18 protein-coding genes are annotated in these 24497 nt (G+C 64.7%); 13 read left to right on the forward strand and 5 right to left on the reverse strand.

All coding sequences use genetic code 11. From position 1 onward, the window contains the following. Nucleotides 1-50 precede the first annotated feature (50 nt). From Q0L25_RS20290 to Q0L25_RS20320, 7 genes are all read left to right on the forward strand, one after another. Nucleotides 51-365, forward strand: a complete 315-nt coding sequence (locus tag Q0L25_RS20290) for an L-rhamnose mutarotase (protein WP_296617469.1) — start codon at nucleotides 51-53, stop codon at nucleotides 363-365. Continuing rightward, nucleotides 358-3411: a beta-galactosidase gene (locus Q0L25_RS20295; protein WP_296617471.1), complete on the forward strand. Its 3054-nt coding sequence runs from the start codon at nucleotides 358-360 to the stop codon at nucleotides 3409-3411. Before Q0L25_RS20290 ends, Q0L25_RS20295 begins: the two co-directional genes overlap by 8 nt. A 101-nt stretch (nucleotides 3412-3512) precedes the next feature. After that, the gene (locus Q0L25_RS20300) at nucleotides 3513-4628 is read left to right on the forward strand and encodes a glycoside hydrolase family 88 protein (protein ID WP_296617472.1); all 1116 of its coding nucleotides are present in this window, start codon (nucleotides 3513-3515) and stop codon (nucleotides 4626-4628) included. Nucleotides 4629-4713: 85 nt separating this feature from the next. Continuing rightward, nucleotides 4714-6264, forward strand: coding sequence for an MFS transporter (locus Q0L25_RS20305; RefSeq protein ID WP_296617474.1), 1551 nt, complete (start codon nucleotides 4714-4716; stop codon nucleotides 6262-6264). Nucleotides 6265-6344: 80 nt separating this feature from the next. Further along, complete coding sequence (locus tag Q0L25_RS20310) at nucleotides 6345-7112, forward strand: FadR/GntR family transcriptional regulator (protein WP_296617477.1); 768 nt, start codon at nucleotides 6345-6347, stop codon at nucleotides 7110-7112. A gap of 222 nt (nucleotides 7113-7334) precedes the next feature. Then, nucleotides 7335-8885, forward strand: coding sequence for an alpha-L-arabinofuranosidase C-terminal domain-containing protein (locus Q0L25_RS20315; protein WP_296617479.1), 1551 nt, complete (start codon nucleotides 7335-7337; stop codon nucleotides 8883-8885). Between the two features lie 183 nt (nucleotides 8886-9068). After that, complete coding sequence (locus Q0L25_RS20320; protein WP_296617480.1) at nucleotides 9069-11522, forward strand: TonB-dependent receptor; 2454 nt, start codon at nucleotides 9069-9071, stop codon at nucleotides 11520-11522. Nucleotides 11523-11560: 38 nt separating this feature from the next. Here the strand turns inward: Q0L25_RS20320 and Q0L25_RS20325 are convergent, their stop codons facing one another. Beyond that, nucleotides 11561-12100: a rhodanese-like domain-containing protein gene (locus Q0L25_RS20325; RefSeq protein WP_296617482.1), complete on the reverse strand. Its 540-nt coding sequence runs from the start codon at nucleotides 12098-12100 to the stop codon at nucleotides 11561-11563. Between the two features lie 78 nt (nucleotides 12101-12178). Here Q0L25_RS20325 and Q0L25_RS20330 point away from each other — a divergent pair, with 78 nt between their 5' ends. Both Q0L25_RS20330 and Q0L25_RS20335 read left to right on the forward strand, forming a co-directional pair. Then, a complete protein-coding gene (locus Q0L25_RS20330) occupies nucleotides 12179-12964 on the forward strand; it encodes a quinoprotein dehydrogenase-associated SoxYZ-like carrier (protein WP_296617484.1) in 786 nt (261 codons plus the stop codon). Between the two features lie 2 nt (nucleotides 12965-12966). Further along, nucleotides 12967-13914: a quinoprotein relay system zinc metallohydrolase 1 gene (locus Q0L25_RS20335; protein ID WP_296617812.1), complete on the forward strand. Its 948-nt coding sequence runs from the start codon at nucleotides 12967-12969 to the stop codon at nucleotides 13912-13914. Here the strand turns inward: Q0L25_RS20335 and acs are convergent. The 4 genes from acs to Q0L25_RS20355 all read right to left on the reverse strand — a co-directional run bounded on the left by acs (nucleotide 13904) and on the right by Q0L25_RS20355 (nucleotide 20398). Further along, nucleotides 13904-15853, reverse strand: coding sequence for an acetate--CoA ligase (gene acs, locus Q0L25_RS20340; protein WP_296617485.1), 1950 nt, complete (start codon nucleotides 15851-15853; stop codon nucleotides 13904-13906). The genes Q0L25_RS20335 and acs overlap by 11 nt on opposite strands. 1 nt (nucleotide 15854) lies before the next feature. After that, nucleotides 15855-17822, reverse strand: a complete 1968-nt coding sequence (locus Q0L25_RS20345; RefSeq protein WP_296617814.1) for a TonB-dependent siderophore receptor — start codon at nucleotides 17820-17822, stop codon at nucleotides 15855-15857. A gap of 120 nt (nucleotides 17823-17942) precedes the next feature. After that, nucleotides 17943-19328, reverse strand: coding sequence for a porin (locus tag Q0L25_RS20350; RefSeq protein ID WP_296617488.1), 1386 nt, complete (start codon nucleotides 19326-19328; stop codon nucleotides 17943-17945). Nucleotides 19329-19438: 110 nt separating this feature from the next. Continuing rightward, the gene (locus Q0L25_RS20355) at nucleotides 19439-20398 is read right to left on the reverse strand and encodes a PQQ-dependent catabolism-associated beta-propeller protein (RefSeq protein WP_296617489.1); all 960 of its coding nucleotides are present in this window, start codon (nucleotides 20396-20398) and stop codon (nucleotides 19439-19441) included. Nucleotides 20399-20541: 143 nt separating this feature from the next. On the opposite strand from Q0L25_RS20355, the gene pedF reads away from it, so the two are divergent. The 4 genes from pedF to Q0L25_RS20375 all read left to right on the forward strand — a co-directional run bounded on the left by pedF (nucleotide 20542) and on the right by Q0L25_RS20375 (nucleotide 24476). After that, complete coding sequence (gene pedF, locus Q0L25_RS20360; protein ID WP_296617815.1) at nucleotides 20542-20958, forward strand: cytochrome c-550 PedF; 417 nt, start codon at nucleotides 20542-20544, stop codon at nucleotides 20956-20958. After that, a complete protein-coding gene (locus tag Q0L25_RS20365; protein ID WP_296617491.1) occupies nucleotides 20955-21818 on the forward strand; it encodes an ABC transporter substrate-binding protein in 864 nt (287 codons plus the stop codon). The genes pedF and Q0L25_RS20365 overlap by 4 nt, the downstream gene beginning before the upstream one ends. Before the next feature lie 160 nt (nucleotides 21819-21978). Continuing rightward, nucleotides 21979-23727 carry a methanol/ethanol family PQQ-dependent dehydrogenase gene (locus Q0L25_RS20370; protein ID WP_296617817.1) on the forward strand — a complete coding sequence of 583 codons (1749 nt, stop codon included), beginning with the start codon at nucleotides 21979-21981 and terminating at the stop codon, nucleotides 23725-23727. Nucleotides 23728-23729: 2 nt separating this feature from the next. After that, the gene (locus Q0L25_RS20375) at nucleotides 23730-24476 is read left to right on the forward strand and encodes a response regulator transcription factor (RefSeq protein WP_296617492.1); all 747 of its coding nucleotides are present in this window, start codon (nucleotides 23730-23732) and stop codon (nucleotides 24474-24476) included. The last annotated feature ends 21 nt before the right edge of the window (nucleotides 24477-24497 follow it).

The following is a 24497-nucleotide window of genomic DNA, read 5'->3' on the forward strand; positions in this document are numbered from 1 at the left end:
ACCAGATTTTGAACATATATACCACATAATGGGTTTTTTAGGGAGGGTTGGTGTCGGTCTGGGCGTTCAAGATGCAGCTGAATCCCGGTGCGATCGACGAATATCGTCGGCGTCATGACGAGATATGGCCGGAACTATCGGCGCTGCTGACCGAGGCCGGGATCTACGATTATTCGATCTTTCTCGATGAGGATACGCTCACGCTGTTCGCCGTGCTGAAGCTGCGCGACGACAATGATCGCGATGCGCTGCCAGACCATCCGCTGATGAAGAAGTGGTGGGATTATATGGCGCCGCTGATGGAAGTCGAAGCCGACAACCGGCCGAAGGAATGGCCGCTTCCGCTGATCTTCCACCATGCGTAGGATCGTCCGGCTATCGAACGGCCTGAGCGCACTGGCTGGGTTCCTTCTGGCGAGCGCCGCGCCGGCGCAGACCGCGCGACCGACCGAGAATTTGGGCGCGCCGGTGAAGACGTTCGGTCGCGTGTCCTATGATGCGCGGTCGCTGATGATCGACGGCAAGCGCAAGGTCATCTGGTCGAGCGAGTTTCACCCGTTTCGCCTGCCCAGTCCCGACCTGTGGCGCGACATCCTGCAAAAGATGAAGGCGAGCGGGTTCAACACCGTCGCGCTCTATTTTGACTGGGGCTATCACACCGCGAAACAGGGACAATACGACTTTACCGGCATCCGCGACATCGATCGCGTGCTGACCATGGCGGAGGAAGAGGGGCTCTACGTCATCGCTCGCCCTGGGCCGTATGTGAATGCCGAATTGTCGCGCGGCGGCTTTCCCGGGTGGCTGGTCAATCAGAAGGCGCGCGCGCGGACCGACGACCCCGCATATCTCGCGGCGGTCGACGAGTGGATGAGCAGGATCGATGCGATCGTCGCGCGCCACCAGATCAACGGTGACGGCAAGGGGCATCGCGGGACGATCATCCTCTATCAGATCGAGAACGAGCTGCCGCTGACCACGTCCGCGCAGCGGCGCTACATGGATCACCTCTATGCCAAGGTGCGCGCCGATGGCGTTACCATCCCGCTGTTCCACAACGATCAGGGGCGCAACGGCTATTGGGTGCCCGAGAGCTCGCCCGTCGCCGATGTGGTTAAGGGGCCGAACGACCTGTACGCGTTCGACGGCTATCCCGGCGGCACCTGCACCGCGACCGGAAAGGTCACGCGCGGATCGGCCGCGCCCGATTGGGGCTTCTACGGCGCCGGTGGCGCGAGGGGCGGGGCCTCGGCCTCGCCCGACACGCCCGCCTTCCTCGCCGAATTCGGCGGCGGCTGGTTCGATTATTGGGGTTCGAACGGCGGCTATGAGTGCAATTCGATCCAACGCGGCAAGCGGTTTCAGCGTGTCTTCTACGGCACCAATCTCGCCAACGGCATCGACATCCAGAGCTTCTATATGGGCTATGGCGGGACGAGCTGGGGCTGGTTGCCGGCGCCCGTGGTGTTCACCAGCTACGATTACGGCGCGGCCATTTCCGAAGCGCGCGAGCTGCGCGAAAAGGCCGAGGAATTGAAACAACTCGGCGGCCTGATCGCCGTCGTGCCCGATCTTGCCGGCATGGTCCCGGCCGGGCCGGCGGTTGCCTCTTCGCCCAATATCCAAGTGTATCACAACAAGAGCCCCGAGAGCGGCGCGCGCTTCCTGCTGGTCACGCATCGGCCTTCGAACGGCCAGACCGACGACCGGTTCACGATCGCCGCCGATCTGCCCGATGGCCGCTACACCTTCCCACAGGCCGCCCCGATGCGGCTGCACGGGTTCGACGCGAAATGGCTGCTCGCGGGAGTCGATCTGGGCGCACAGCGACTGGTCTATTCGACGTCCGAACTGCAATCGTCGATGACGGTCGACGGCGGGGACTTGGTCCTGCTTTATGGCCGGCATGGCGAGGACGGGGAGACCGCCCTGCGCTATGCGTCGGCACCCAGGGTCGAAGTGCTTGAGGGACAAGCGACGAGCGTGTTCGACGCCACGAAGGGCGACCTTCGGCTGAACTACGCCCACGACAGCCGAACCGTGGTCCGCGTGACCGGCGGTGGGCGTCCAGCGCTCACGCTGTTGCTCACTGACGAGGCCGAGGGCGTACGATATTGGCGGCGGGATACGGCCGCTGGCCCGGTGCTGGTGCGCGGTCCCGCGCTCGTTCGTCGCGCCGATGCCAGCCGCGGCCTGTTGATGCTGACCGGCGATACCAGGGCCGAGACGCCGCTCGAGCTTTGGGCCCCAGCGGCAATCAAACAAGTGCGCTGGAATGGCGCGGCGGTGGCGCTGAAGTCGGGCACGGTCGGCAACCGCCTCGCGCTGCGGCCGCTGGCCGGCCCGGCCGATTTCGCGCTTCCCGCGCTGACCGCCTGGCGGATGGCGGCAGGATCGCCCGAAACCGATCCGGCATTCGACGATCGCAAGTGGCAATCCGTCGACAGTCGCGGGACGGCGACGATCACCGCCAAGCCCGATGGTCAACCGACCCTGGACATGGACCCGTACGGCTTTCACGACGGGGACGTCTGGTATCGCGGCCGTTTCACCGGATCCCCGGAAGCGCAGCAGATCGCCTTGTTCTACGGCGCGGGCGGAGCGGGGATGTTGCAGCTCTTTCTCGACGGCAAGCTGGTCGGCCAGGACGAACTGGCGAGCGGCCTGCCGCGGCCGATCACCACCGGACTGGCGCGTTTCGCATTGCCCGATGCCGCGCGGGCGCCTGGCGAGCACGTGCTGTCCGTCATGGTGCGCAACAACGGGCATAATTGGGACCTCGGCGCCGACGAATTGCACAAGGAAGCGCGCGGGCTCGTCTCGGTCTCGGTCGAGGCACAGGGTGGGCGCAGCTTCGCGGTTCCGGTCGCATGGAAGATCCAGGGCAAGGCGGGCGGCGAGGCGCTGCCGGACCCGGCGCGCGGACCCGCCAACAATGGCGGCCAATATGGCGAGCGGATGGGCTGGCATCTTCCCGGTTTCGACGACACGAAATGGCTAGCCGCGACGGTCCCCGGGGTAGCCCCGTCCGCCGGCACCACCTGGTTTCGCACACGCTTCGATCTCGCGGTACCGAAAGGGCAGGACGCAACGATCGCGCTGGCGTTCGGCGACACCGCCACGCCGCGATCCAAGGCGCGCTATCGCGTACTGATCTTTGTCAATGGCTGGAACATGGGACAGTTCATCGCCCATGTCGGTCCGCAGCGCATATTCGCGATTCCCGAAGGCATCCTGAATCATCGCGGCAGCAACACGGTCGCGCTGGCCGTCACCTCGGATGGCGCGCCGGGCGATGCGCTGGAGGCGGTCAAGCTGGTGACGTTGCGCAACGTGGCCGGCGGGGTGCCGGTGCGACCGGTACCGGCGCCGGCAAGTCCCGCCGAACTCGATCCGGTCGCCGCGCGATGATCGGCGACGTCCTAACCCGGCGCCGGCCGTTCCATCGCCTTCATATCGCGGCGCACGGCCAGGCTCTGCCACCCTCGCGCCTCATCAACAGGAGAAATTGATTGGCCGCCGTTACCCATGACGTGCCGCACGGTGACGTCACGACAGCGATCGATAAGCTGATCGACAATTTGCTTAACATCAAGGACGAGACCGGCGAGTTCCTGCTCCACCTCGAGGATGGGCGGGTGATCGACACCAAGGGCTGGGCCGGTTGGGAATGGACCCACGGCGTCGGCCTGTTCGGCCTGTGGCGCCTGTTCGAACAAACCGGCGACAAGAAAGCGCTGGCGATCATCAAACAATGGTTCGACGATCGCTTTGCCGAAGGCACGCCGACCAAGAACATCAACACCATGGCCCCGTTCCTGACGCTGGCCTATCTCTACGAATACGAAGCGGATCCGCGGTACGTCGCCTATCTCGACACCTGGGCCGAATGGCTGATGGCGCCCGACGGGCTGCCCAAGACCGAGGAAGGCGCGTTCCAGCACCTCGTCTACAATGACGAGAATCCGGGCGAATTGTGGGACGACACCTTGATGATGTCGGTGCTTCCGCTGGCCAAGATCGGTCTGTTGCTCAACCGTCCTCAATATATCGAGGAGGCGAAGCGCCAGTTTCTCGTCCACATCAAATATCTGTACGACAAGACGACCGGGCTGTGGTTCCACGGCTGGAATTTCAACGGCCGGCACAATTTCGCGGAAGCGCTGTGGGCGCGCGGCAATTGTTGGGTGACGATCGCGATTCCCGAGATCATCGAAATCCTCGATCTGCCGCCGGACGACGCCTTTCGCATCTTCCTGATCGACACGTTGGCGGCGCAGGTCAGGAAATTGGCGGAGACACAGGATGCCGATACCGGCCTGTGGCACACGCTGATCGTCGATCCCACCAGCTATCTGGAGGCATCGGCCACCGCCGGCTTCGCCTATGGCATTCTGAAAGGGGTGCGTAAGGGCTATCTGCCACGCCATTACGAGGCGGTCGGGATCAAGGCGGTAAAGGGCGTCCTCGCCAATATCGACGCGACCGGGGAACTGAAGCAGGTCTCTTTCGGCACGGCGATGGGCGACACGCAGCAATTCTACAAGGACATCGCGCTGACCTCGATGCCTTATGGTCAAAGCCTGGCGGTGATTGCGCTGGGCGAGTTCCTGCGGACGTACATCTGATGATGGCGGTAGTAGAGTTCCGGCGCGGCGACCGCATGGCTTGCCCTCGCTCTGCCGCGTCCCTGGCACCGGGAGCGCGTTGAAGATGACCGGCGCGCCAATCGCGGAGACCCCGGCAATGCCGCTACGGCCGGTGCGCTGGTACAATTTGCTCTTCTACGGGTCGAACGACATCCTCGGCGCCGGGTCGATGGCCGTCATCAGCACCTGGATCCTGATCTTTTATACGAGCTTTTGCGGCCTTTCGGCGGCGGAAGCGACGATCATTTTCGGCGTCGCGCGCTTCTTCGATGCCTTCACCAGCCCGCTGATCGGCCATCTGTCGGACAATCTCGGTCGCACCTGGCTGGGCAGGACGTTCGGCAGGCGGCGGTTCTTCATCCTCGCGGCGATTCCGCTCCTGCCCTCGTTCGCGCTCATGTGGGTCGCGGGGCAGGGCTTCTGGTATTACCTCATCACCTATGTGCTGTTCGAGATGGTCTATGCGATGGAGATCATCCCCTACGAGACTCTCGCCAGCGAGATGGCGACCGATTACCGGATCAAGGCGAAGTTCGCCGGTGCGCGCATCCTGTTGGGGCAATGTTCGGCGATCGCCGCCGCGTTCCTCCCCGGCCAGCTGATCAATTATCTTGGCCCGGGCTCGCCGCGGACCTTTCTTTACATGGGCATCATCTTCTCGGCGATGTTCATGGCAGCCGCCGCGCTTCTCTATGCCTTCAGCTGGGAGCGCCACCGGCCGCGAGGGCTCGAGGAAGCGGAAGCCGCTGCGCGGCCGTCACTGGGTGCCGCGTTCGCGGCGCTCTATCGCAACCTGTTCTCGACCCTTCGCATCCGGGCATTCCGGCTGCATCTCGGCATGTATCTCGGCGGCTATATCAGCCAGGACATCTACAATGCGGCGTTCACCTATTTCGTGATCTTCGCCTTGGCGGGTTCGACCACGATCGTCGCCAACTTGGTCGGCGTGACCTATGTCGTCCAGTTGATCGCGGTGGTGCTGGCGATCAATTTCGCATTGCGGATGTCGCCGTCCGCCGCCTACCGGCTTGCCGCGGCGAGCTTCGCGATCGGCGTCGTCATCTTTCTGGGCATGTATTGGGCCGGTTATACCGCGACCTCGGCGCTGTTCTGGTTGCCGGTGGTGTTCGTCGGCCTGGGCCGGGGTGCGCTCAACTACATTCCCTGGGCGACGTACAATTACATGGCCGACGTCGATGAAATCGTGACCGGCCGACGCCGCGAGGGCGCATTCGCGGGAGTCATGACGTTCGTGCGCAAGATGAGCCAGGCGCTGGCCGTGATCCTGGTGGGTCAGGTGATGGAGGCGTCCGGTTTCGTGCCGAAGGCCGCGACCCAGAGTCCGCAAACGATCGTCGCGATCGCCGCAGTGCTGGGAGTGGGGACACTTGTGGTGCTTGCGTTCGGCGTATTGGTCGCCGCGCGCTTCCGCCTCGATCCGCACACCCACGCCATCCTGCTCGACGAAATCGAGCATTTCCGCGGCGGCGCGCGCAGCCCGACCGATGCGCTGCATGCGAAGGTCGTGGAGGATCTGTCGGGTTGGTCTTATGACAGCCTGTGGGGCAATAATCGCGTGGCGGGACCGGAGTCCCGAAGAGCGTCTCGACAGTAATGCGCTCCATACAATTGGTCGCTACCGTTCCTTTTTTGTAATTCGCGAGGCTCCTTATTTCCAAGTCACCGTCACCCAGGGTGCTGATCTCCGACCAGGCGATCAATGCCGCGCGCGGCATAAGGTCGATCAATATGCCGTCGACCACCAGGATCGCGCGCGCCATCGCGATGGAAATAATCGGCGGCACCCTGAAACCGGGCGACAGGATTTCGGGTGAAGAGGAAGCGCTCCAGCGTTTCGGCGTATCGCGCACGGTATTGCGTGAAGCGATCAAGATCCTCGATGCGAAGGGGTTCGTCACCGCAAAACCCAAGGTCGGCACGAGGGTCCGCGATCGTCACAGCTGGAATTTCCTCGACCCCGACGTGCTTGCGTGGCGTATTGCCGTCGGGCTCGACCCAGATCTGCTCCAGACGCTTCGCGAGGCGCGCCTTGCCGTGGAGCCGTTCGCTGCCCGCCTGAGCGCGCAACGGGCATCGATCAGCGATCTCGCCGAGATGGAGGCGAGCGTGCGGTTGATGGACGAGGCGATCGGGAACCGGCAGCTGTTTGCCGAAGCGGACCTCAAATTTCACCGGGCAGTGACCGCGAGCACGGGCAATTTCATCCTTGGGTCCTTCTCGGCCATCGTCGAGACCGCCCTGGTATGCGCGACCTTGCTTCTTCCGCTCGAAGACGAGCAGCTGCGCAGCGAAGCGGTGCGCAGGCATGCCGAGTTGTTCCAGGCGATCGTGGACCATGACGGCGACCGCGCCTTTCAGTTGATGACCGACATGATCGCCTTTGGCGGGGAGGTCGGCGAATTATCGTCCAAACCCAACCGGCCGCGGTCGGGACAATCCTAGCATCCGCTTCGGCAAGGCTGGCACGCTAGGCGAACGATGCCGATCGCTGCGGGGCGATCGCGGTCTGCACGGCCATGTTTCCACCGCGGCGGCCCGCATCGGACGAAGCAGACAGCATAATTCGCACTCAAGATCACCATTGCGTTAGATTATGTCTGAGTTAAAAAGAGCGGACCGACTGGGAGAAAGGTCCCAGCGACCCGGTTCCTAGGGGAGATGGAAATGCGCCTGTTGCTCGCCGCCTTGGCTATTTGCGTTGCCGTGCCTTCGACTGCCTATGCGGTGGGGGATGAGAATGCCGACACGGTGGTCGTTCATGGCGACCGGCCTGCTCCGAAGTTCGACCGGCATATTTTCGGCCAGTTTGCCGAGCATCTCGGCCACGGCATCTATACCGGAATCTGGGTCGGACCGCGCAGCAAGATTCCCAATATCAAGGGCTATCGCAAGGACGTGCTCGAGGCGCTCAAGGCGATTCGCGTGCCCGAGATCCGCTGGCCCGGCGGATGCTTCGCCGACGAATATCATTGGCGCGACGCCATCGGGCCGCAAGCCAATCGCAAGGTCTCGATCAACACCCATTGGGGCGGGGTCACCGAGGACAATGCGTTCGGCACGCACGAATTCATGGATTTCTCCGAACTGGTCGGGGCGGACGCCTATGTATCAGGCAATGTCGGCTCGGCGGCCCCGGTGGAGTTGGCCGAGTGGGTCCAATATATGACCTCTCCGGTCGGATCGACGCTGGCCGACGAACGTGCGGCGAACGGCCGGAAGGAACCCTGGCGGCTTCCCATGGTCGGGCTCGGCAACGAACTGTGGGGATGCGGCGGGAGCATGCGCGCCGAATATGCCGCGGACTTGACGCGGCGCTACGGCACCTTCGTGAAGATGCCGGCGGGCCAGCACGTCATGAAGATCGCCAGCGGCGCCAATTCGGGCGATACCGATTGGACCGACACGATGATGCGCATCGCCGGAAAGAATATCGACGGCATTGGCGTGCATTATTACACGGTGCCGAACAGCTGGGAGCATAAGGGAGCGGCAACCGGTTTCGACGAGGACCAATGGGCCCGCACGCTTGCCGCAACCGTCCGGATGGACAAGATCATCGCCGAACATGCGGCGATCATGGACAAATATGATCCAAGCAAGCGAGTAGCGTTGCTGGTCGACGAATGGGGGACCTGGTACGATGTCGAGCCGGGCAGCAATCCCGGCTTCCTGTACCAGCAGAACAGCCTCAGGGATGCGCTCGTCGCCAGCTTGAATTTCGACATCTTCGCGCGCCACACGGATCGTCTGCGCGGAGCCAACATCGCCCAGATGGTCAATGTGCTCCAGTCACTGCTCCTCACCCAGGGCGACAAGATGGTGAAGACCCCGACCTATTGGGTATTCGACATGTACAAGGACTATCAGGATGCGACGGTCTTGCCCGTCGATGTCGATGCGCCGACGTACAGCAAGAACGGGTCTTCGCTGAAAGCCATCAGCGCCAGCGCCGTTCGCGACGCGGCCGGGGTCGTGCATGTGGGTCTGACCAACGTCGATCCGAACCGCGCCGCAACGGTCCGCGTCAAGCTCGACGGCCTCAACGTCACCCGCATGTCCGGCCGCATTTTGACCGCCGCGGCGATGGACGCACACAACACCTTCGGCGCTCCCGACACGGTCAGGCCGGCGCCTTTTGGGGGCGCCACGATCAATGGACAGACGTTGAGCGTTTCGCTGCCACCCAAATCGATCGTGATGTTGGATTTGCACTGAGCCGGTCCCGGCTGAATTCTGACCTCAACGAAGGGCTAGGCAGAGGCCGTCCCGCTTGGGGCGGCCTCCTCTTTTTCGGCGGTAACGGAGAGCTGTTCGGAATCCGGTTTCGGCAGGATCCTCAACGCGCCACCTGCCCAAAGTAGGATTGCCACCTGAACAGAGGCGCCCGACAACGCCGGGATGGCGTGGTTCCTCCCCCTCATTGCCGCCACGACGCCGCTGCCGTCCGCTGAACCGGATCGTGAGGCGAGCGATATCGTCATCACCGCGACGCCGCTCGATAACCGCGGCGACCAGGTGCCCGCGCCGCCGGCCCAAACCGCGCTCGCTGCCGATATCGAGCGCGCGCACGCGCTCGACCTAACCGACTATCTTCGCCGCATGTCGGGCGGCGTATTCATCAACGATGTCCAGAACAATCCGCTGCAGCCCGACGTCAACTACCGCGGTTTTACCGCGTCGCCGCTGCTGGGGACGCCGCAAGGCCTGTCGGTCTATCTCGATGGCGTCCGCCTCAATCAGCCGTTCGGGGATGTCGTCAGTTGGGACCTCATTCCCAAGTCGGCCATTGCGCGAATAAGCGTCGTGCCGGGATCGGATCCCCTCTTTGGGCGCAACTCGCTGGGCGGCGCCATCGCGATCGCGACCAAGGACGGCGCGGCCGATAAAGGTGTCGAGCTGGAGGTCAGCCGCGGATCGTGGGGGCGCCACACCGTGGAGGCCCAGGCCGGCGGGCCGATCGGCGGGGGCTTGGACCTTTTCGCCAGCGGCAATTGGTTCGAGGAGCGCGGTTGGCGCGATGCCTCGCCTTCGCGGGCTTTCCAGGCGTTCGGCAAGCTGCGCTGGCACGGCGCGGACACGTCCGTCTCACTGTCGGGGAGCCATGCCGACACCGATCTCAACGGCAATGGTTTGCAGGAAATGCGGTTGCTGGCGGCCGACCGCGCCAGCGTCTACAGCCAGCCCGACACCACCCGCAATCGGGCCTGGTTGGCCAACCTGTCGGCCGAGCACCGCTTTTCCGATCGGCTGTCGCTTTCCGGCACTCTGTTTTGGCGGCGCATCGACACCGATACGATCAATGGCGACATCAATGACGATGCGCTCGGCGAGAATGTTTATCAACCCGACGCCGCCGAGCGCGCAGCGCTGGCCGCCGCCGGCTATTCCGGATTTCCCTCGAGCGGGGAGACGCAGGCGAACACCCCATTTCCCAAATGGCGGTGCATCGCGAATATCCTGCTCAACAGCGAACCCAACGAGAAGTGCGATGGGCTGCAAAACCGATCGAAGGACCGTCAGCGCGAATGGGGTGCTTCCGCGGAACTGACCTGGGCAGCGCGCCTGGCCGGTGCGCGAAGCCGAACGACGCTGGGCCTCGGTTACATCCGATCGGTGGTCGATTTCGCGCAACAGTCGCAATTCGGCTATCTCACGCCCGATCGCGGCGTGGCGATCGTCGCCGGACCCGGCGCGTTCGCCGACGGCTCGCAGGATTCGGAGAATGCGTTCGATGCCCGCGTCGATCTCAATGGCCGGACGTCGACGTTCAGCGCTTATGGACTGGAATCGATCACTATCGACACGCTGACGATCGACCTGTCGGCGCGGTACGACCGTACGGCAATCCGCAACCGCGATCGCATTTCTCCCGGCGGCGGCACCGGCAGCCTGGATAGCGATCAGGTGTTCGCGCGCGTCAACCCGTCCGCGGCCGCGCGCTGGACACCGGTTCATGGGGTGACGTTCGACGCTGCGCTCGGCCAGGCGAGCCGGGCGCCATCGGCAGTGGAACTGGGGTGTGCGGATCCCGCCAGTCCATGCCGGCTGCCCAATGCGCTGGCCGGCGACCCGCCGCTCAAACAGGTGATCGCGACGACGATGGAGACGGGAATCGGCCTGACAGTCACGCCATTCGCGCTACGGGTCGGGCTGTTCCGCACGGTCAGTCGCGACGACATCCTGTTCGTCGCCAGCGATGTTTCGGGGTTCGGCTATTTCCGCAATTTCGGGCGTACCCGGCGCCAGGGGATCGACATCGACCTGACCGGCACGATCGGTCCGCTACGCGTGTCGGCACATTACACGCTGCTCGATGCCACCTATCGCAGCGCGGAGCTGGTCGACGGGTCGGCGAACAGCAGCGCGGATGGTGTCGCCCCGGGTTTTGGCGGCACGATCGCCATCGCCAAGGGGGACCGCATCCCGCTGGTTCCGCGCAATCTATTCAAGGCGGCGATCGGCTGGGACGTCGCGCGCTTCCTCACGCTCGACCTCGACATGATCGCCTCGTCCGGCGTCTATGCGCGCGGCAACGAGAACAACGCGCATCGACCCGACGGTGTCTATTATCTCGGCCCGGGGCGAACCGCCGGTTATGCATTGCTCAATGCCGGCCTGGAATTGAGGCCGGGCAAGGGCGTGCGCTTCTTCGTCCAGGTCAGCAATCTCTTCGACAAGCGTTATGCGACCGCCGCCCAGCTCGCGGCGACAGGGTTCGACGCGCAGGGGAGTTTCGTCGCCCGGCCGTTCGCCGGACCGGTAATCGGCGGCGAGCGACCGCTGCAATATTCGACCTTCAGCGCGCCGGGCGCTCCGCGATCGCTCCGCATCGGCGCACGCATCCGCTTCTAGGCTTGGCTGCCGCGAAGCCGAGACGGGCGCGGGGCGGGCTAACGCTCGGGCGTCGCCGTAACGGTCGGCAGGTCCATGTCACGCCAGCCATCGAGCCCCTCGGCATACCAGCGCACGTCGCGGATACCGGCCCGCCGCAGCCGCAGCGCGGCGTTCCAGCTCATCCAGCAATCGGCATAGCAGAACACCACCACGGGCCTCCCGCGATGGCTCGCTTGCAGGCGGCGGACTCCCTGCGTCAGCCAGCGGTCGATTCCCTCCGCAAGCACGCCGCGTCCGCTATCCGGAAACCAATGCGCACCGGGGATCGTGCGATGCGAATCATATAGCGTCCATCGCCCGGTCGCGGCGTCGCGGACGCCTGCCACCGGGCTTGCGTCGACGAAGACAGCGCGGTGCGTACGCCAAAGCGTCCGTACCGCTGCGCCATCCGCTTGCGTCACGCCGTCGGGTGGGGCGGGTACGACGCCGCGATAATGCGTCAGGCGATACCCCTGGACGGGATCGAACAGAGGCGCGGTGTCCTGCGCCAGGCTCAATCCCAGCAGTCCCATCGCGGCGACCACGCTCCAGCTCATCCGACCCGCTCCTTGGACCAAGGTTCAATATAGCCTGGTAGGCTGGGTCGGTAACTTGGCCTTTGGGAGAAGGATAAGATGAGCAGGTTTGCGTGCTGTCTGGCGGCGGTGTTGGCGATGATCGCGGCGGCGCCCGCCCAGGCCGCATTGCCGGCCGACCCGCTCGGCTCCCCGATGTGGCAGCGTCTCGGCAAGACCCTGTTCGGCGACGCGCCGGTGCGGTTCGATCCGCGCGTCCGAGTGATTTTCCCCGACATTGCCGAAAATCAGCGCCAGTTTCCGGTGGCGATCGACGCGCGCGGCATCGTCGGCGTGAAGCGGATTCTGCTGTTCGCCGACCTCAATCCGATCCCGCTGGCGGTGGACTATACGCTGGACGCGGCGCAACCCTATTTCTCGACGCGCATCAAGCTCGACCAGCGCACGCCGGTGCGCGGGGCCGTGCAGCTTGCCGACGGCAGCTGGCTGGTCTCCGGTGGGTGGATCGACGCGGCCGGCGGTGGGTGCTCGTTGCCGCCGATCAGTCGGGTCAAAGGCGATTGGGCGGAGCATCTGGGCGAGGTGCGGGGAGTCGCCCGATGGGGCACGGGCGGGATGCGTATCCGCCTGGCGTTTCGCCACCCGATGGATACCGGATTGATCGACAATATCCCGACCTACAATCTCGAGGAGGTCGCGCTGACCGGCGGGGAGGGGCGGCGGTTCGGCGATTTGCGGATCGAGGCGTCCGTCGCGGAGGATCCGGAATTTACGATGATCGTCGACGCATCGCAGAACGAAGAGGTGGTCATGACCGGCCGCGATACCAACGGTATCGACTATGCCGCGCGCCTGACGCCGGCCGCCGCTGCCGCGCCGCGATGACCATGATCGATCGCCGTGCCGCGCTCGCCATGGTCGCGGCCGGCCTGGCGAGTCCGCTTCGTGCCGCGCCATTGCGCTACACGATCGATCCCCTGCCGGTTGCGCGGAATATATGGGTGGTGCGAGGCAAGGATGCCGCGATCGACGGGGCCAATGGCGGTGCGATCGCGAATATCTCGATCCTGCGCACAACCGTAGGGACGGTGCTCGTCGATTGTGGTCCGTCGCTGCGTTATGGTCAGCAGCTCAAGGCGGCGGCCGAAGCATTGACCGGCATGCCCGTGATCCGCGTGTATCTGACCCATTTGCACCCCGATCATATCTATGGTGCGGCAGCATTCGATCCCTCGATCGTCGCGGTGACGCCCGCTCTGGCCAGATCGCTCGAAACCCTCGGCCCGAGCTTTTCGGACGGCATGTATCGTCTGCTCGGCGATTGGATGCGCGGCACCGAGTTTGCCGCGCCTGGGAAGGTGCTCGGCGAAGATCATGAGACGTTCGGTGATCGACGCCTGGATCTCTATCCGCTCGCCGGACACAGTGAGGCCGACCTCGCGATCGTGGATAATGAAACGGGCGTGCTGATCGCCGGAGACCTGGTATTCCACGATCGCGCGCCCTCCACGCCGCACGCCGATATCGGACGATGGCTGGCCTCGCTCGATCGCTTGGGGACTATCCGCCATCGCGCAGTGATACCCGGCCACGGACCGGTCGATTCGACGCCGAGCGCGGCCATCGATCAGACGCGCGATTGGCTGTCATGGCTCCGCGAAACGCTCGATCGGGCCGTCGCCGAAGGGCTCGACCCGGTCGAGGCCGGGAATCTGCCGATCCCCGAGCGTTTCGCTGCGCTGAAAGCGGCGCGCTACGAACTACAGCGGTCGGTCGCCCATCTCTTCTCGCGGATCGAGGAACAGGCGCTTCCCCGGGTCGACCTCAAGCGGTGACCGGCTGACCGCCGACCCGGTTCGTTACCAGATCTTCGACCACTGTCGGATCGGCCAGGGTCGAGGTGTCGCCAAGGCTCGATACGTCCCCCTCGGCGATCTTGCGGAGGATGCGGCGCATGATCTTGCCCGAGCGGGTCTTGGGCAGGCTCGGCGCGAATTGCACCGCGTCGGGCGTGGCGATCGGACCGATCTCCATCCGCACCCATTTGACCAGGTCGCGTCGAAGCTCTTCCGAGAACTCCTCGCCGACATTCAGGGTGACATAAGCGTAGATGCCCTGACCCTTGATATCGTGCGGGAAGCCGACCACCGCCGCCTCCGCGACCTTCGGATGCAGTACCAGCGCGCTTTCCACCTCGGCGGTGCCCATGCGGTGCCCGCTGACGTTGATCACGTCGTCGACGCGGCCGGTGATCCAATAATAGCCGTCCTCGTCGCGGCGCGCGCCGTCGCCGGTGAAATATTTGCCCGGAAAGGTCGAGAAATAGGTCTGGAAGAACCGCTCGTGATCGCCCCAGACGGTGCGCATCTGCCCGGGCCAGCTGCGCGCGATGACCAAAGCCCCTTCGGTTGCGCCATTCAGCACGTGACCTTCGCTATCGACCAACTGCGGTTCGACTCCGGGGAGTGGCCAGGTCGCGGATCCCGGCTTGAGCGGGGTCGCACCGGGCAGGGGAGCGATCATCCCGGCGCCGGTTTCGGTCTGCCACCACATGTCGATGATCGGGCAGCGATCCTCGCCGACGACATGATGATACCAGCGCCAGGCTTCGGGATTGATCGGCTCGCCGACCGAGCCGAGCAGGCGCAGCGACTGACGGCTGGTCCGCGCGACATGCTCGTCGCCCTCACGCATCAGCGACCGCAGCACGGTGGGCGCGGTAAACAAGGTCGCGACCTTATGGCGGTCGACCACATCCCAGATCCGGCTTGGGGTCGGCCAGTTGGGCACGCCTTCGTACATCAACGTGGTCGCGCCATTCGCCAGCGGGCCATAGACGATATAGCTGTGCCCGGTGACCCAGCCGACATCGGCGGCGCACCAGAACACTTCGCCGTCGCGATAATCGAAACATTGGTCGTGAGTCAGGCTGGCCCAGAGCAGATAGCCGCCCGAACTGTGGACTACGCCCTTGGGCTTTCCCGTCGAGCCCGAGGTGTAGAGGATGAACAACGGATCCTCTGCATGCATCGGTTCCGGGTCGCACGTAGCGGGCGCCGCGGCCATGGCTTCGCCATACCAAAGGTCGCGGCCCGGCTGCATCGCGACCTGTCCGCCGGTGGCGCGGACCACGACGATCTTCTCCAGGCTGGGCGTATGCGTCGCCGCCAGGTCGGCATTGGCCTTGAGCGCGACCTTCTTGCCGCCGCGTCGGCCTTCGTCGGCAGTGATCAGGATGGTCGAATCGCAATCGACGATGCGGCCGGCCAGGGCCTCGGGCGAAAAGCCGCCGAACACGATCGAATGGATCGCGCCGATCCGCGCGCAGGCCAGCATCGCCACCGCGGCTTCCGGGATCATCGGCAGATAGATGGTTATACGGCTACCGCGATGTGCACCGAGCTCCTTGAGCACATTGGCGAAGCGGCAGACCTCCGCGTGAAGTTCGGCATAGCTGATCGCTCGCGACGGCTCGGCGGGATCGTCGGGTTCCCAGAGAATCGCGGTCTGGTCGGCGCGCGTCGTCAAATGGCGATCGAGGCAATTGGCGGCGACGTTCAGCACGCCGTCGGCGAACCAGCGGACCTGGAAATCGGCTTCGTCGAAGCTGCTTTCGTCCGCGACGGTCGGCGCGACGATCCAATCGAGCCGCCGCGCCTGGTCGAGCCAATAGGCCTGCGGTTGGGCAAGCGCCCGGGCAGCTTGCGCGTCGTAACCGGCGCGCTGCATCTTCGCTTCGCCCGCCCAACCGGGAAGTGCTACGATCTGGTCCATTCTATCCTCCGAAGCGAACGCCGACCCACAGCGTTCTGGGCGTGCCGAGGTCGATCGATCCCGCCTGGTTGCGAGTGATGACCTGGGCATCGAACATATTCTCGGCGCGGACGACCGCGCTGAAGCCGTGCGCGATCGGCAGCTTGCCGAACAGGTCGACGGTGGTCGCCGCGGCCAATTTGTCGGTCTGCAAATCGTCCTCATATTGGTCGCCGACATAGCGCAGGGTCGCGGACAGGATGGGTCCGGCCTTTGGCGACCAGGCGATCGTCGCGCTGGCCGCATGGCGGGGGCTTTGTGCCGGGGCCAGGCCGTCGAACGCATTGCCCGGCGCGCGGACCTTGCTGTCCGAATAGGCATAGGAGGCGGACATCATCATCGCGCCGCGCCGCCAGACGATGTTCGCCTCGACCCCTTTGGCTTCAACGGCGTCGACGTTGCGGCGTTGGCGCAGGTTGGTGCCGATCGTCACGTTGGCGATCGCGTCCGCCAGTTTGTTGTAGAACAGGGTGCCGGAAACGGTCAGCCCGGGTAAGGGTGTGACGTCTATTCCCGCTTCCACGCCACGCAGCCGTTCGGGTTTAAGACCGGCATTGGCTTGAGTGGTGACGGGAAAGACCGTGAAGGGCCGATAGAGCTCGTTAAGCGTCGGCAGGCGAAAACCTGTATAGGCGGCGGCGCGCAGAGCGACCGCGTCGGCGGGGTGGAAGAGCAGGCCTGCTCGCCCGGTGAACTCGGTCCCGCTGCGATCGGGAAAAGCCTTGTTGCTGGTCGCGACGCCGGCGCCGTTGCGTTCGTGGAAGAAGCCGCGGGTCAAGGTCCAGCGATCGAGCCGCACACCGCCAGTCAGCACCAATTTGCCGACCGTCCAGTCATCCTCGACGAACACTCCCGCCACGCTCGAATTGCCACCGGCATTGCGCCGCGCGGTCACCGCGCCGGCGCTGTTATAGGCATCCTCGAACAGTTCGCCATCGGCCAGCCTGACGTCGCCGCCGATCCTGACGACCTGGTCGTGACCGACCGGCGGCCGCAACTCGATCTTGCCCCCGATGCCGGTCGCGGGCGTGTTGCGCTGGTCGAGCGTCAGTTTGAAGCTGGTGGCGCTGATCACCCTGTTGGAGAAATTGCGCACCTGGACATAAGCCAGTGCGTCGACCTGCCAGCCGCCGCGATGGACCAATCGGATGCTCGCATCCTCGCCCTCCGAGCTCGAATCGGCTCCGCGGAAACGCAGCGTGCGATTGTCGCCGAACACCAGGCCGTGGAATTGCAATTCGGTTTCGGCATCGATCGGCGCTACCGCGCGTGCGGATGCCGACCAGTCGCGGTAACGCGCGGGAACGCTTGCCGCGACGCGTTGGTCGTCGGGCGTGGTGTAGAATCCATCGCCGCGCTCGAACCGGCCCGATAATGTCGCGAAGCCGCGGCCGAGGTTTGGTGACAGGCTGGCCGAAAGGCTCTCTGATTCCCGGCTGCCGTACAATGCTTCCGCGCTCAGCAGCGGCAAGTCGCGCCGCCCGGCGCTGACCAGTTCGATCGTGCCGGCAACCGCGCCCGCGCCGAACGGGCCCGATCCGCCACCCCGCGTCACGCGAATGCCCGCGAGGCGATCGGGCACCAGCGCGTTGAACGGCAGATAGCCGAAAAAGGGATCGGCGATCGGCACGCCGTCGAGCAGCACCAACGTCCGGCTCGAGGCGTTGCCGCCGAGCGCACGCAACGTCGCGCCTTGCGCCGACGGATTGGCCGAGCGGCTGTCCGAGCGGCGGAATTGCTGAAAGCCGGCGACGTCGGCCAGCACGTCCTCGACCCGGCCCGAGGCGTCGTTGGTCAGGCGGTCGCGGCCGATCGTCGTCGCGCCATAAGCCGGCGTGCCGGGCGGCAGATCGAGCCCGGTACCCAGCACCACGATATCGTCATCCGCCTTTGCCGGGGCGGCGGACTGGCTCTGCGCCTGCGCGGCCATCGGGCAGGCGATCGACGCGATGAGAGCAAAGCGCGCGGTGCGTAACGACATCGGCTGACCCTTCGAGGTTGGAGCGGCGGCCGGAGCGGTGGCCCCGGACGCCGCCCTTGGCAAGCGGGACTAGAAGAACAGGATCGCCCCGGCGGCGACCGCATTGGATGTCGCCTGGTTGGTCCCCTGCGCTTCGGCCTTGGTGTGGACGTATTCGCCGAGCAGCGTCACCCAGGAAGTCAGGCCGTAACGCGCCTGACCGACCCAGCTTGAATTCTTGCGGACCAGGATCGGATTGATCTCGCCCGGCGCCAGGTCGAGGCGACTCTCGCCATAACTGCCGCCGAGCGTGAACTTGCCGATCGTATAGGTTGCCTGGCCATAGAAGCCGTCGCTGTCGCGCTTGCGGCCGTTGGCGGCCGTGGACAGCAGGAACAGGCCGGTCGTGCCGACGCCGCTGCCGGTGTAATAATAACCGAGCGCAGTGAAGCCGGCGACGCTGAACTTGGCGCCGACATCGATGGCATTGCCGGTGTAGCTGGGGAATCCGCTGATGCCGTCATGCTTCTGGGTGATGCCCGACACCCAGAGGTGTCCGGCGACACCAGCTGCCTTGAAGTCATAGACCAGCTTCGCCTGGAACCCCGGTGTGCCGTTGACCTCGCCCGAGCCGATCGTGGTGAGCGGCTGGAACACGCCGAACGACGCCTGGAAGCCGCCGAGCTTGGGGGTGGTATAGGTGATCTGCGGCTGGAAATCGGTGTAGATATAGCCGATGCCGATACGCCCCAGTGTCGTGTTGGACGGAGCCGCATTGCCGGCGGGCGTACCGCTCGACAGCAGGGTGATGTCGTTCAGGATGGCTTCCGATCCGAACAGGCCGATGTCGCGGCCGATCTTGAATTCGCCGATATTGGGCTTGCCGAACGTCAGATAGGTCTGGCGGAAATCGATCCCGCTGGTCCCCAGGGCGGTCGGATTGCCCCCCGAATTCGCGCCGCCGACGCCGGTCACGCTGTTGATGCCCGGATACAGGCCGAAATGCGCGCCGATGTCCCAACCGGCCTGGCGGGTGGTCACGTCGACCTTGAGAAAGCCCGGCAACAGGCCGTTGCGCACCGACGAGCTGTTGTTGCCTACCGTCGCCAGCCCGCCGGCGACGGTGGTGTTGGCGGCCGACTTGTCGCCACTGTCATGGACGTAGAAGCCGTTGACCGAACCGGAGAATTTGAGCGTAACGCCGGCCATTTCGAAACCGACGCCGCTATCGCTCATCCGCACTATCTTCTTGTCGTCGAGCGCCGCTGCCGCCGCTTGCGGCGCGGGCTGGGCGGGAGCGGCCTGCGCCTGGTCGCGCGCCATCAGCTGCTGATATTCCTCATCCGACAGGATGCCCTTTTCCTTGAGCTTGAGCAGCAGATCGGCATTGGCGCTTTGCGCGAGTGCAGGCGTAGCCCCCAAGATCAAGCACGCAGCCGCGCTCGCGGCGGCGAGCCTCATGGCCCGTCCCTTCATCGAAATCCTCCCTCTGTGTCAGCGGCGGTGTAGGTCGCCGTCGAGCGGGAAGGTGCCGGTGTCGGCGATTGTCGGAAATTGAACTTTAGGTCCGTGCCGGCCGCTCGCGGTCATTCCGCGATGACGACTCCCCATGGCGCCTTGTCGACCGGGATGGTGGCGACCACCTTTCGACTGGCGATATCGACGACCGAGACATCGTTGGTCAGGCCGTTGGCGGTGAAAGCCCGCCGCCCATCGGCGCCGATCGCGAGGTGCCAGACGCGGCCACCGACCGGGACGTAGCCCGTCACCTTGCGCGACGCGACGTCGACGAACGCGATGCTATTGCCGCGTCCCAACGCGACCAGCGCGGTCTTGCGGTCAGGCGTGAAATTCACGCCCACCGGCATGATCGTGCTGCCGAGAACACCGGGCGGAGCAAAAGTAATGCGGTCGATCACCTTGCGGCTGGCGACGTCGATCACGGAGACGTCCCCGCCTATTTCGGCCGACACCCACAATTGCTTGCCGTCGCCGGTGAATTCGGCATGGCGCGGCCGGGCTCCGACCTCGGTCACCGCGACGTCGCTGCGGCTGGCAAGGTCGATCCAGTGGATCGAATTGTCGGTTTCCGAGGTGGAGATGACGGTCGTGCCGTCGGGACTCGTCGCCATCCCCTCCGGCTCGACACCGACGACGAGCTGGAAGGCCACGGACTTGCTCGGCACGTCAATCGCGGTGACCGCCGCGTCGCGTTCGTTGGCCGCGAACAGCATCCGCCCGTCGACCGATAGCGCGAATTGCTCGGGGTCTTCGCCCGAGGGCAGGTCGGCGATCACCTTGCCGTTTGCCCGGTCGATCACCTGCACGGCATTGGCGTCGCTCGCGCAGACGTAGAGATACTTGCCGTCGCGCGACAGCAACAGCCCGCGAGGCCGCTTGCCGACGGGCCAGGTGGCGGCGACCTTGAGCGTCGCGCCGTCGATCACCGAGATCGTCCCCGCCTTTTCGTTGGTGACGTAGATCGTCTCTGCGCGAGCCGTTGCCGGCAGCAGCGAGAAAGCGAGAAGAAGCGAGAGCCTGCGCATGGCACCATAGTATTACGCCCAGGGTGATCGCGCTTCACTACCAAAGTACAATATGGAGGCGGCGCAGGTTCGATAGGGTGTCGCGGGCTGGAATTCCGGCCTGTGGAGAGGGTATCATGAACAAGGTTTTCAATCGCTTGGCGATGGGCGTGTCGTTCGCGCTGTTCGCCGGCGCCACGGCGACGCAGGTCATGGGGCACGGCCCGGTCACGCCGCAGCCGGTCGACACCAGCAAGTTGCCGGACATCAAGCCCGACAATGACACCTGGCTGACGCACAATCCGTATCGCGGCAACCCCGATGCCATCAAGATCGGCGAGTTCGCCTATGGTCAGAATTGTGCGCGCTGCCATGGCCTCGAGGCGATCAGCGGAGGTATCGCGCCCGACCTGCGCTATCTCGAGCTCGGCGATACCGGCGACGAGTGGTTCGTCCAGCGCTATCACCATGGTTCGGCCCGAGACGGCAAGGTCTATATGCCGCCGATGGGTGAGATCCTCGGGCAAAAGGCCGGTTGGGCGATCCGCGCCTGGCTCGAGACAAAGCATACCGACGAGTGAGCGCTCTCCTTTCCCGTCGCCACGCGCTGGCTGCGTTGGGCGGTGCGCTCGCGGGTGCCGCCATCGGCATCCCCGGCGCCTGGGCGAGCCCGCTCGACAAGGTGAAGGCCAAGGGCGTGCTGACCGTCGCGGTCTACAAGGATTACGAGCCCTGGTCGTGGATGGCCGAGGGGCGGCTGACCGGCATCGATGTCGATCTGGCGGGGCTGCTCGCCGAAGGGATCGGCGTCAAGACGGATGTCCGCCAGTTCCTGGCGGGCGACGATCTCGGCGACGACCTGCGCAACATGGTCTGGAAGGGCACTGTCGTCGGCCAACCCCCCTGCGACCTGATGATGCACGTGCCGGTCGACCGCAAACTGCAGATCGACAACGACCGCGCGGTGATCGCCGGCCCCTATTATCGCGAAACCTTCGAAATGGCCTGCAATCGCGAAACGACCGATTGCGAAGTCCCGCCGCCCCAGCTCAAGGGCAAGCGCCTGGTGGTCGAGACCGCGAGCATTCCGGATATGTATTTGTCGGGGGCGTTCGGCGGTTCGCTGCGCGCCGACGTGCGGCATGTCTATACCGGTGCCGACGCGGTGGCGGCGGTCGCCTCCGGCGACGCCGACGCAACGGTCGCGACTCGCGCGCAGATCGAACACGGCATGAAGCCCGGAGGGCGCCTGATCGAGCGAAAGGGGCTGGTTCCGCTGATCTTCAATCCCGGATGGAATGTCGGGTTCGCGGTCAGGGATGACAGTCGCGACCTTGCGGATGAACTAGAAAGACAGTTGGCCGCGGTCATTGCCGACGGCAGAATGAAGGCGATTTTCGCAAGCTACGGGGTGGTGCACCGGGAACCCATCCTGAGCTAAGGGGCGTCTTGGGACATTCACGTAGTCCCTAGGTCCAATTGCTCCGGATACACCCGCACATAAGCATCGTCCCCGACCGATCTGGATCGGTAGACAAATGAGGGGAAGGATAATGAAGAGGCTCCACCGGCTGATAGCGACGAGCGCGCTGGCTGGCTTGATGATTTCCGGTCAAACGGGTGCGGCACTGGCGGCCGACGGCCCTGCGGATCCCCCGAAGGCGGCCGCTCCGGCACCGGCTCAGTCGGGACCGACCGACGACGACCTGATGGCCTCGGCGACCAACACCAGCTCGGTCCTGACCTATGGCATGGGACCCAAGGCGCAGCGCTTCAGTCCGCTGACCACGATCAACGCCGACAATGTCGCGAAGATGGTACCCGCTTTTGCCTCGTCGCTGGGTGGCGAGAAGCAGCGCGGGCAGGAATCGCAGCCGATCGTCTATGACGGCGTGATCTACGTCACCGGATCATACTCGCGGCTGTTCGCCTTCGACGCGCATACCGGCGAAAAGATGTGGGAATATGATGCCCGTCTGCCCGACGGCATCATGCCGTGCTGCGACGTCGTCAATCGCGGCGCCGCCATTTACGGCGACAAGATCATCTTCGGCACGCTCGACGCGCATCTGGTCGCGCTGAACCGCAAGACCGGCAAGGTGATCTGGAACAAGACGCTGGCCGATTATTGGGCAGGCTACAGCTTCACCGCCGCGCCGATGATCGTGAAGGGCAAGGTGATCTACGGCAATTCGGGCGGCGAATTCGGCATCATCGGCAAGGTCGAGGCGCGCGACGTCAATACCGGCGAGCTGCTGTGGTCGCGGCCGACGGTCGAGGGCAATATGGGGATGCTCAACGGCAAGGAGAGCACCATGACCGGCAAGCTCAACGCGAGCTGGCCGGGCGACATGTACAAGAATGGCGGTGGCGCGACCTGGCTCGGCGGCACCTATGACCCCGACACCAATTCGCTCTTCTTCGGCACCGGCAACCCCGGTCCCTGGAACAGCAACCTGCGCCCGGGCGACAACCTTTACACCTCGTCGCTGCTGGCGATCGATCCCGACACCGGCGAGATCAAGTGGCACTATCAATACACGCCGCATGACGGCTGGGATTTCGACGGCGTCAACGAGTTCATTCCCTTCGACGCGACGATCAATGGCAAGCCGATGAAGCTCGGCGCCCAGGCCAATCGCAACGGCTTCTTCTTCGTGCTCGACCGTACCAACGGCAAGTTCATCTCGGCGACGCCGTTCGTGTCGAAGGTCACCTGGGCGACAGGCTATGACAAGAAGGGCCGGCCGATCTACGATCCGGCCAATCGCCCCGGACCGCCGACCGGCGAGAAAGGCAATACGGTGTTCTCCGCGCCGAGCTTCCTGGGCGGCAAGAACTGGATGCCGATGGCGTTCAGTCAACAGACCGGCATGTTCTACGTCCCCTCCAACGAATGGGGCATGGACATCTGGAACGAGCCGATCACCTACAAGAAGGGCGCAGCCTATCTCGGCGCCGGCTTCACCATCAAGCCGCTCTACGACGACCATATCGGCGTCCTGCGCGCGATCGATCCGACCACCGGCAAGATCAAGTGGGAATATAAGAACAAGGCCCCGCTGTGGGGCGGCGTTCTGACCACGGCCGGCAACCTGGTCTTCACCGGCACGCCCGAAGGATATCTGAAAGCGTTCGATGCCAAGACCGGCAAGGAATTGTGGAAATTCAATACCGGTTCGGGCGTGGTCGGATCCCCGGTCACCTGGGAACAGGATGGCGAGCAATATGTGGCCGTGATGTCGGGCTGGGGCGGCGCGGTGCCGCTCTGGGGCGGCGAAGTCGCCAAGGCGGTCAAGGAAATCAGCCAGGGCGGGGCGCTCTGGGTGTTCAAGCTGCCAAAGCAGTGACGATGACGGGACCCCTGGGGGCGGCGCTACCGAGCGCCGCCCCAGCTTCCCCGGTCCCACCGGCTGCGGTACGCTATGCGAGCCAGGGAGGGCAGGGGTACGTGGAACGGGTCCTGATCGCAGACGATCATCCGATGGTCCGTGATGGCCTGAGAACGGTCATCGCCGTCGCCTTTGACCAATGCGAATTGTTCGAGGCCTCGTCGATCGACGAAGCGGCCGCGATCGTCGAGCGCGAAGGCGATTTCGACCTGGTGATGCTCGACCTCAACATGCCCGGCACGACGGGATTTTCGGGACTGGTCGCCATGCGCGACCGCTTTCCCTCGCTGCCGATCGTGATCGTTTCGGCCGCGCAGGAGAGGGGCCTGGCGCGATCGGCGATCGCCGCCGGCGCCGCCGGCTTCATCCCCAAGTCGCTCAGGCGCAGCGCGATCGTCGACGCGTTGAAGACGATCCTGTCGGGCGACATCTTCCTCCCCGAGGTCGAGGAGGGCGACGAGGCGGCCGACGCCGAAACGGCCGATATCCTGGCCAGGATCGCCAGCCTCACGCCGCAGCAAAAGGTGGTCCTGCGGCTGATCGTCGAAGGCAAGCTCAACAAGCAGATCGCCTATGATCTCGACGTATCGATGACCACCGTCAAGGCGCACGTCTCCGCCATCCTGAGCAAGCTGCGTGTATTCAGCCGCACCCAGGCGGTGATCCTGGTGGGCAAGGTCAATTTCGCCGCCGACGGGCGCGCTTGAGGCCTTTGCGAAAATAGCGCC

The sequence above is a fragment of the Sphingomonas sp. genome (genome assembly GCF_024508665.1).
In the GTDB taxonomy this organism is placed as follows: domain Bacteria; phylum Pseudomonadota; class Alphaproteobacteria; order Sphingomonadales; family Sphingomonadaceae; genus Sphingomonas.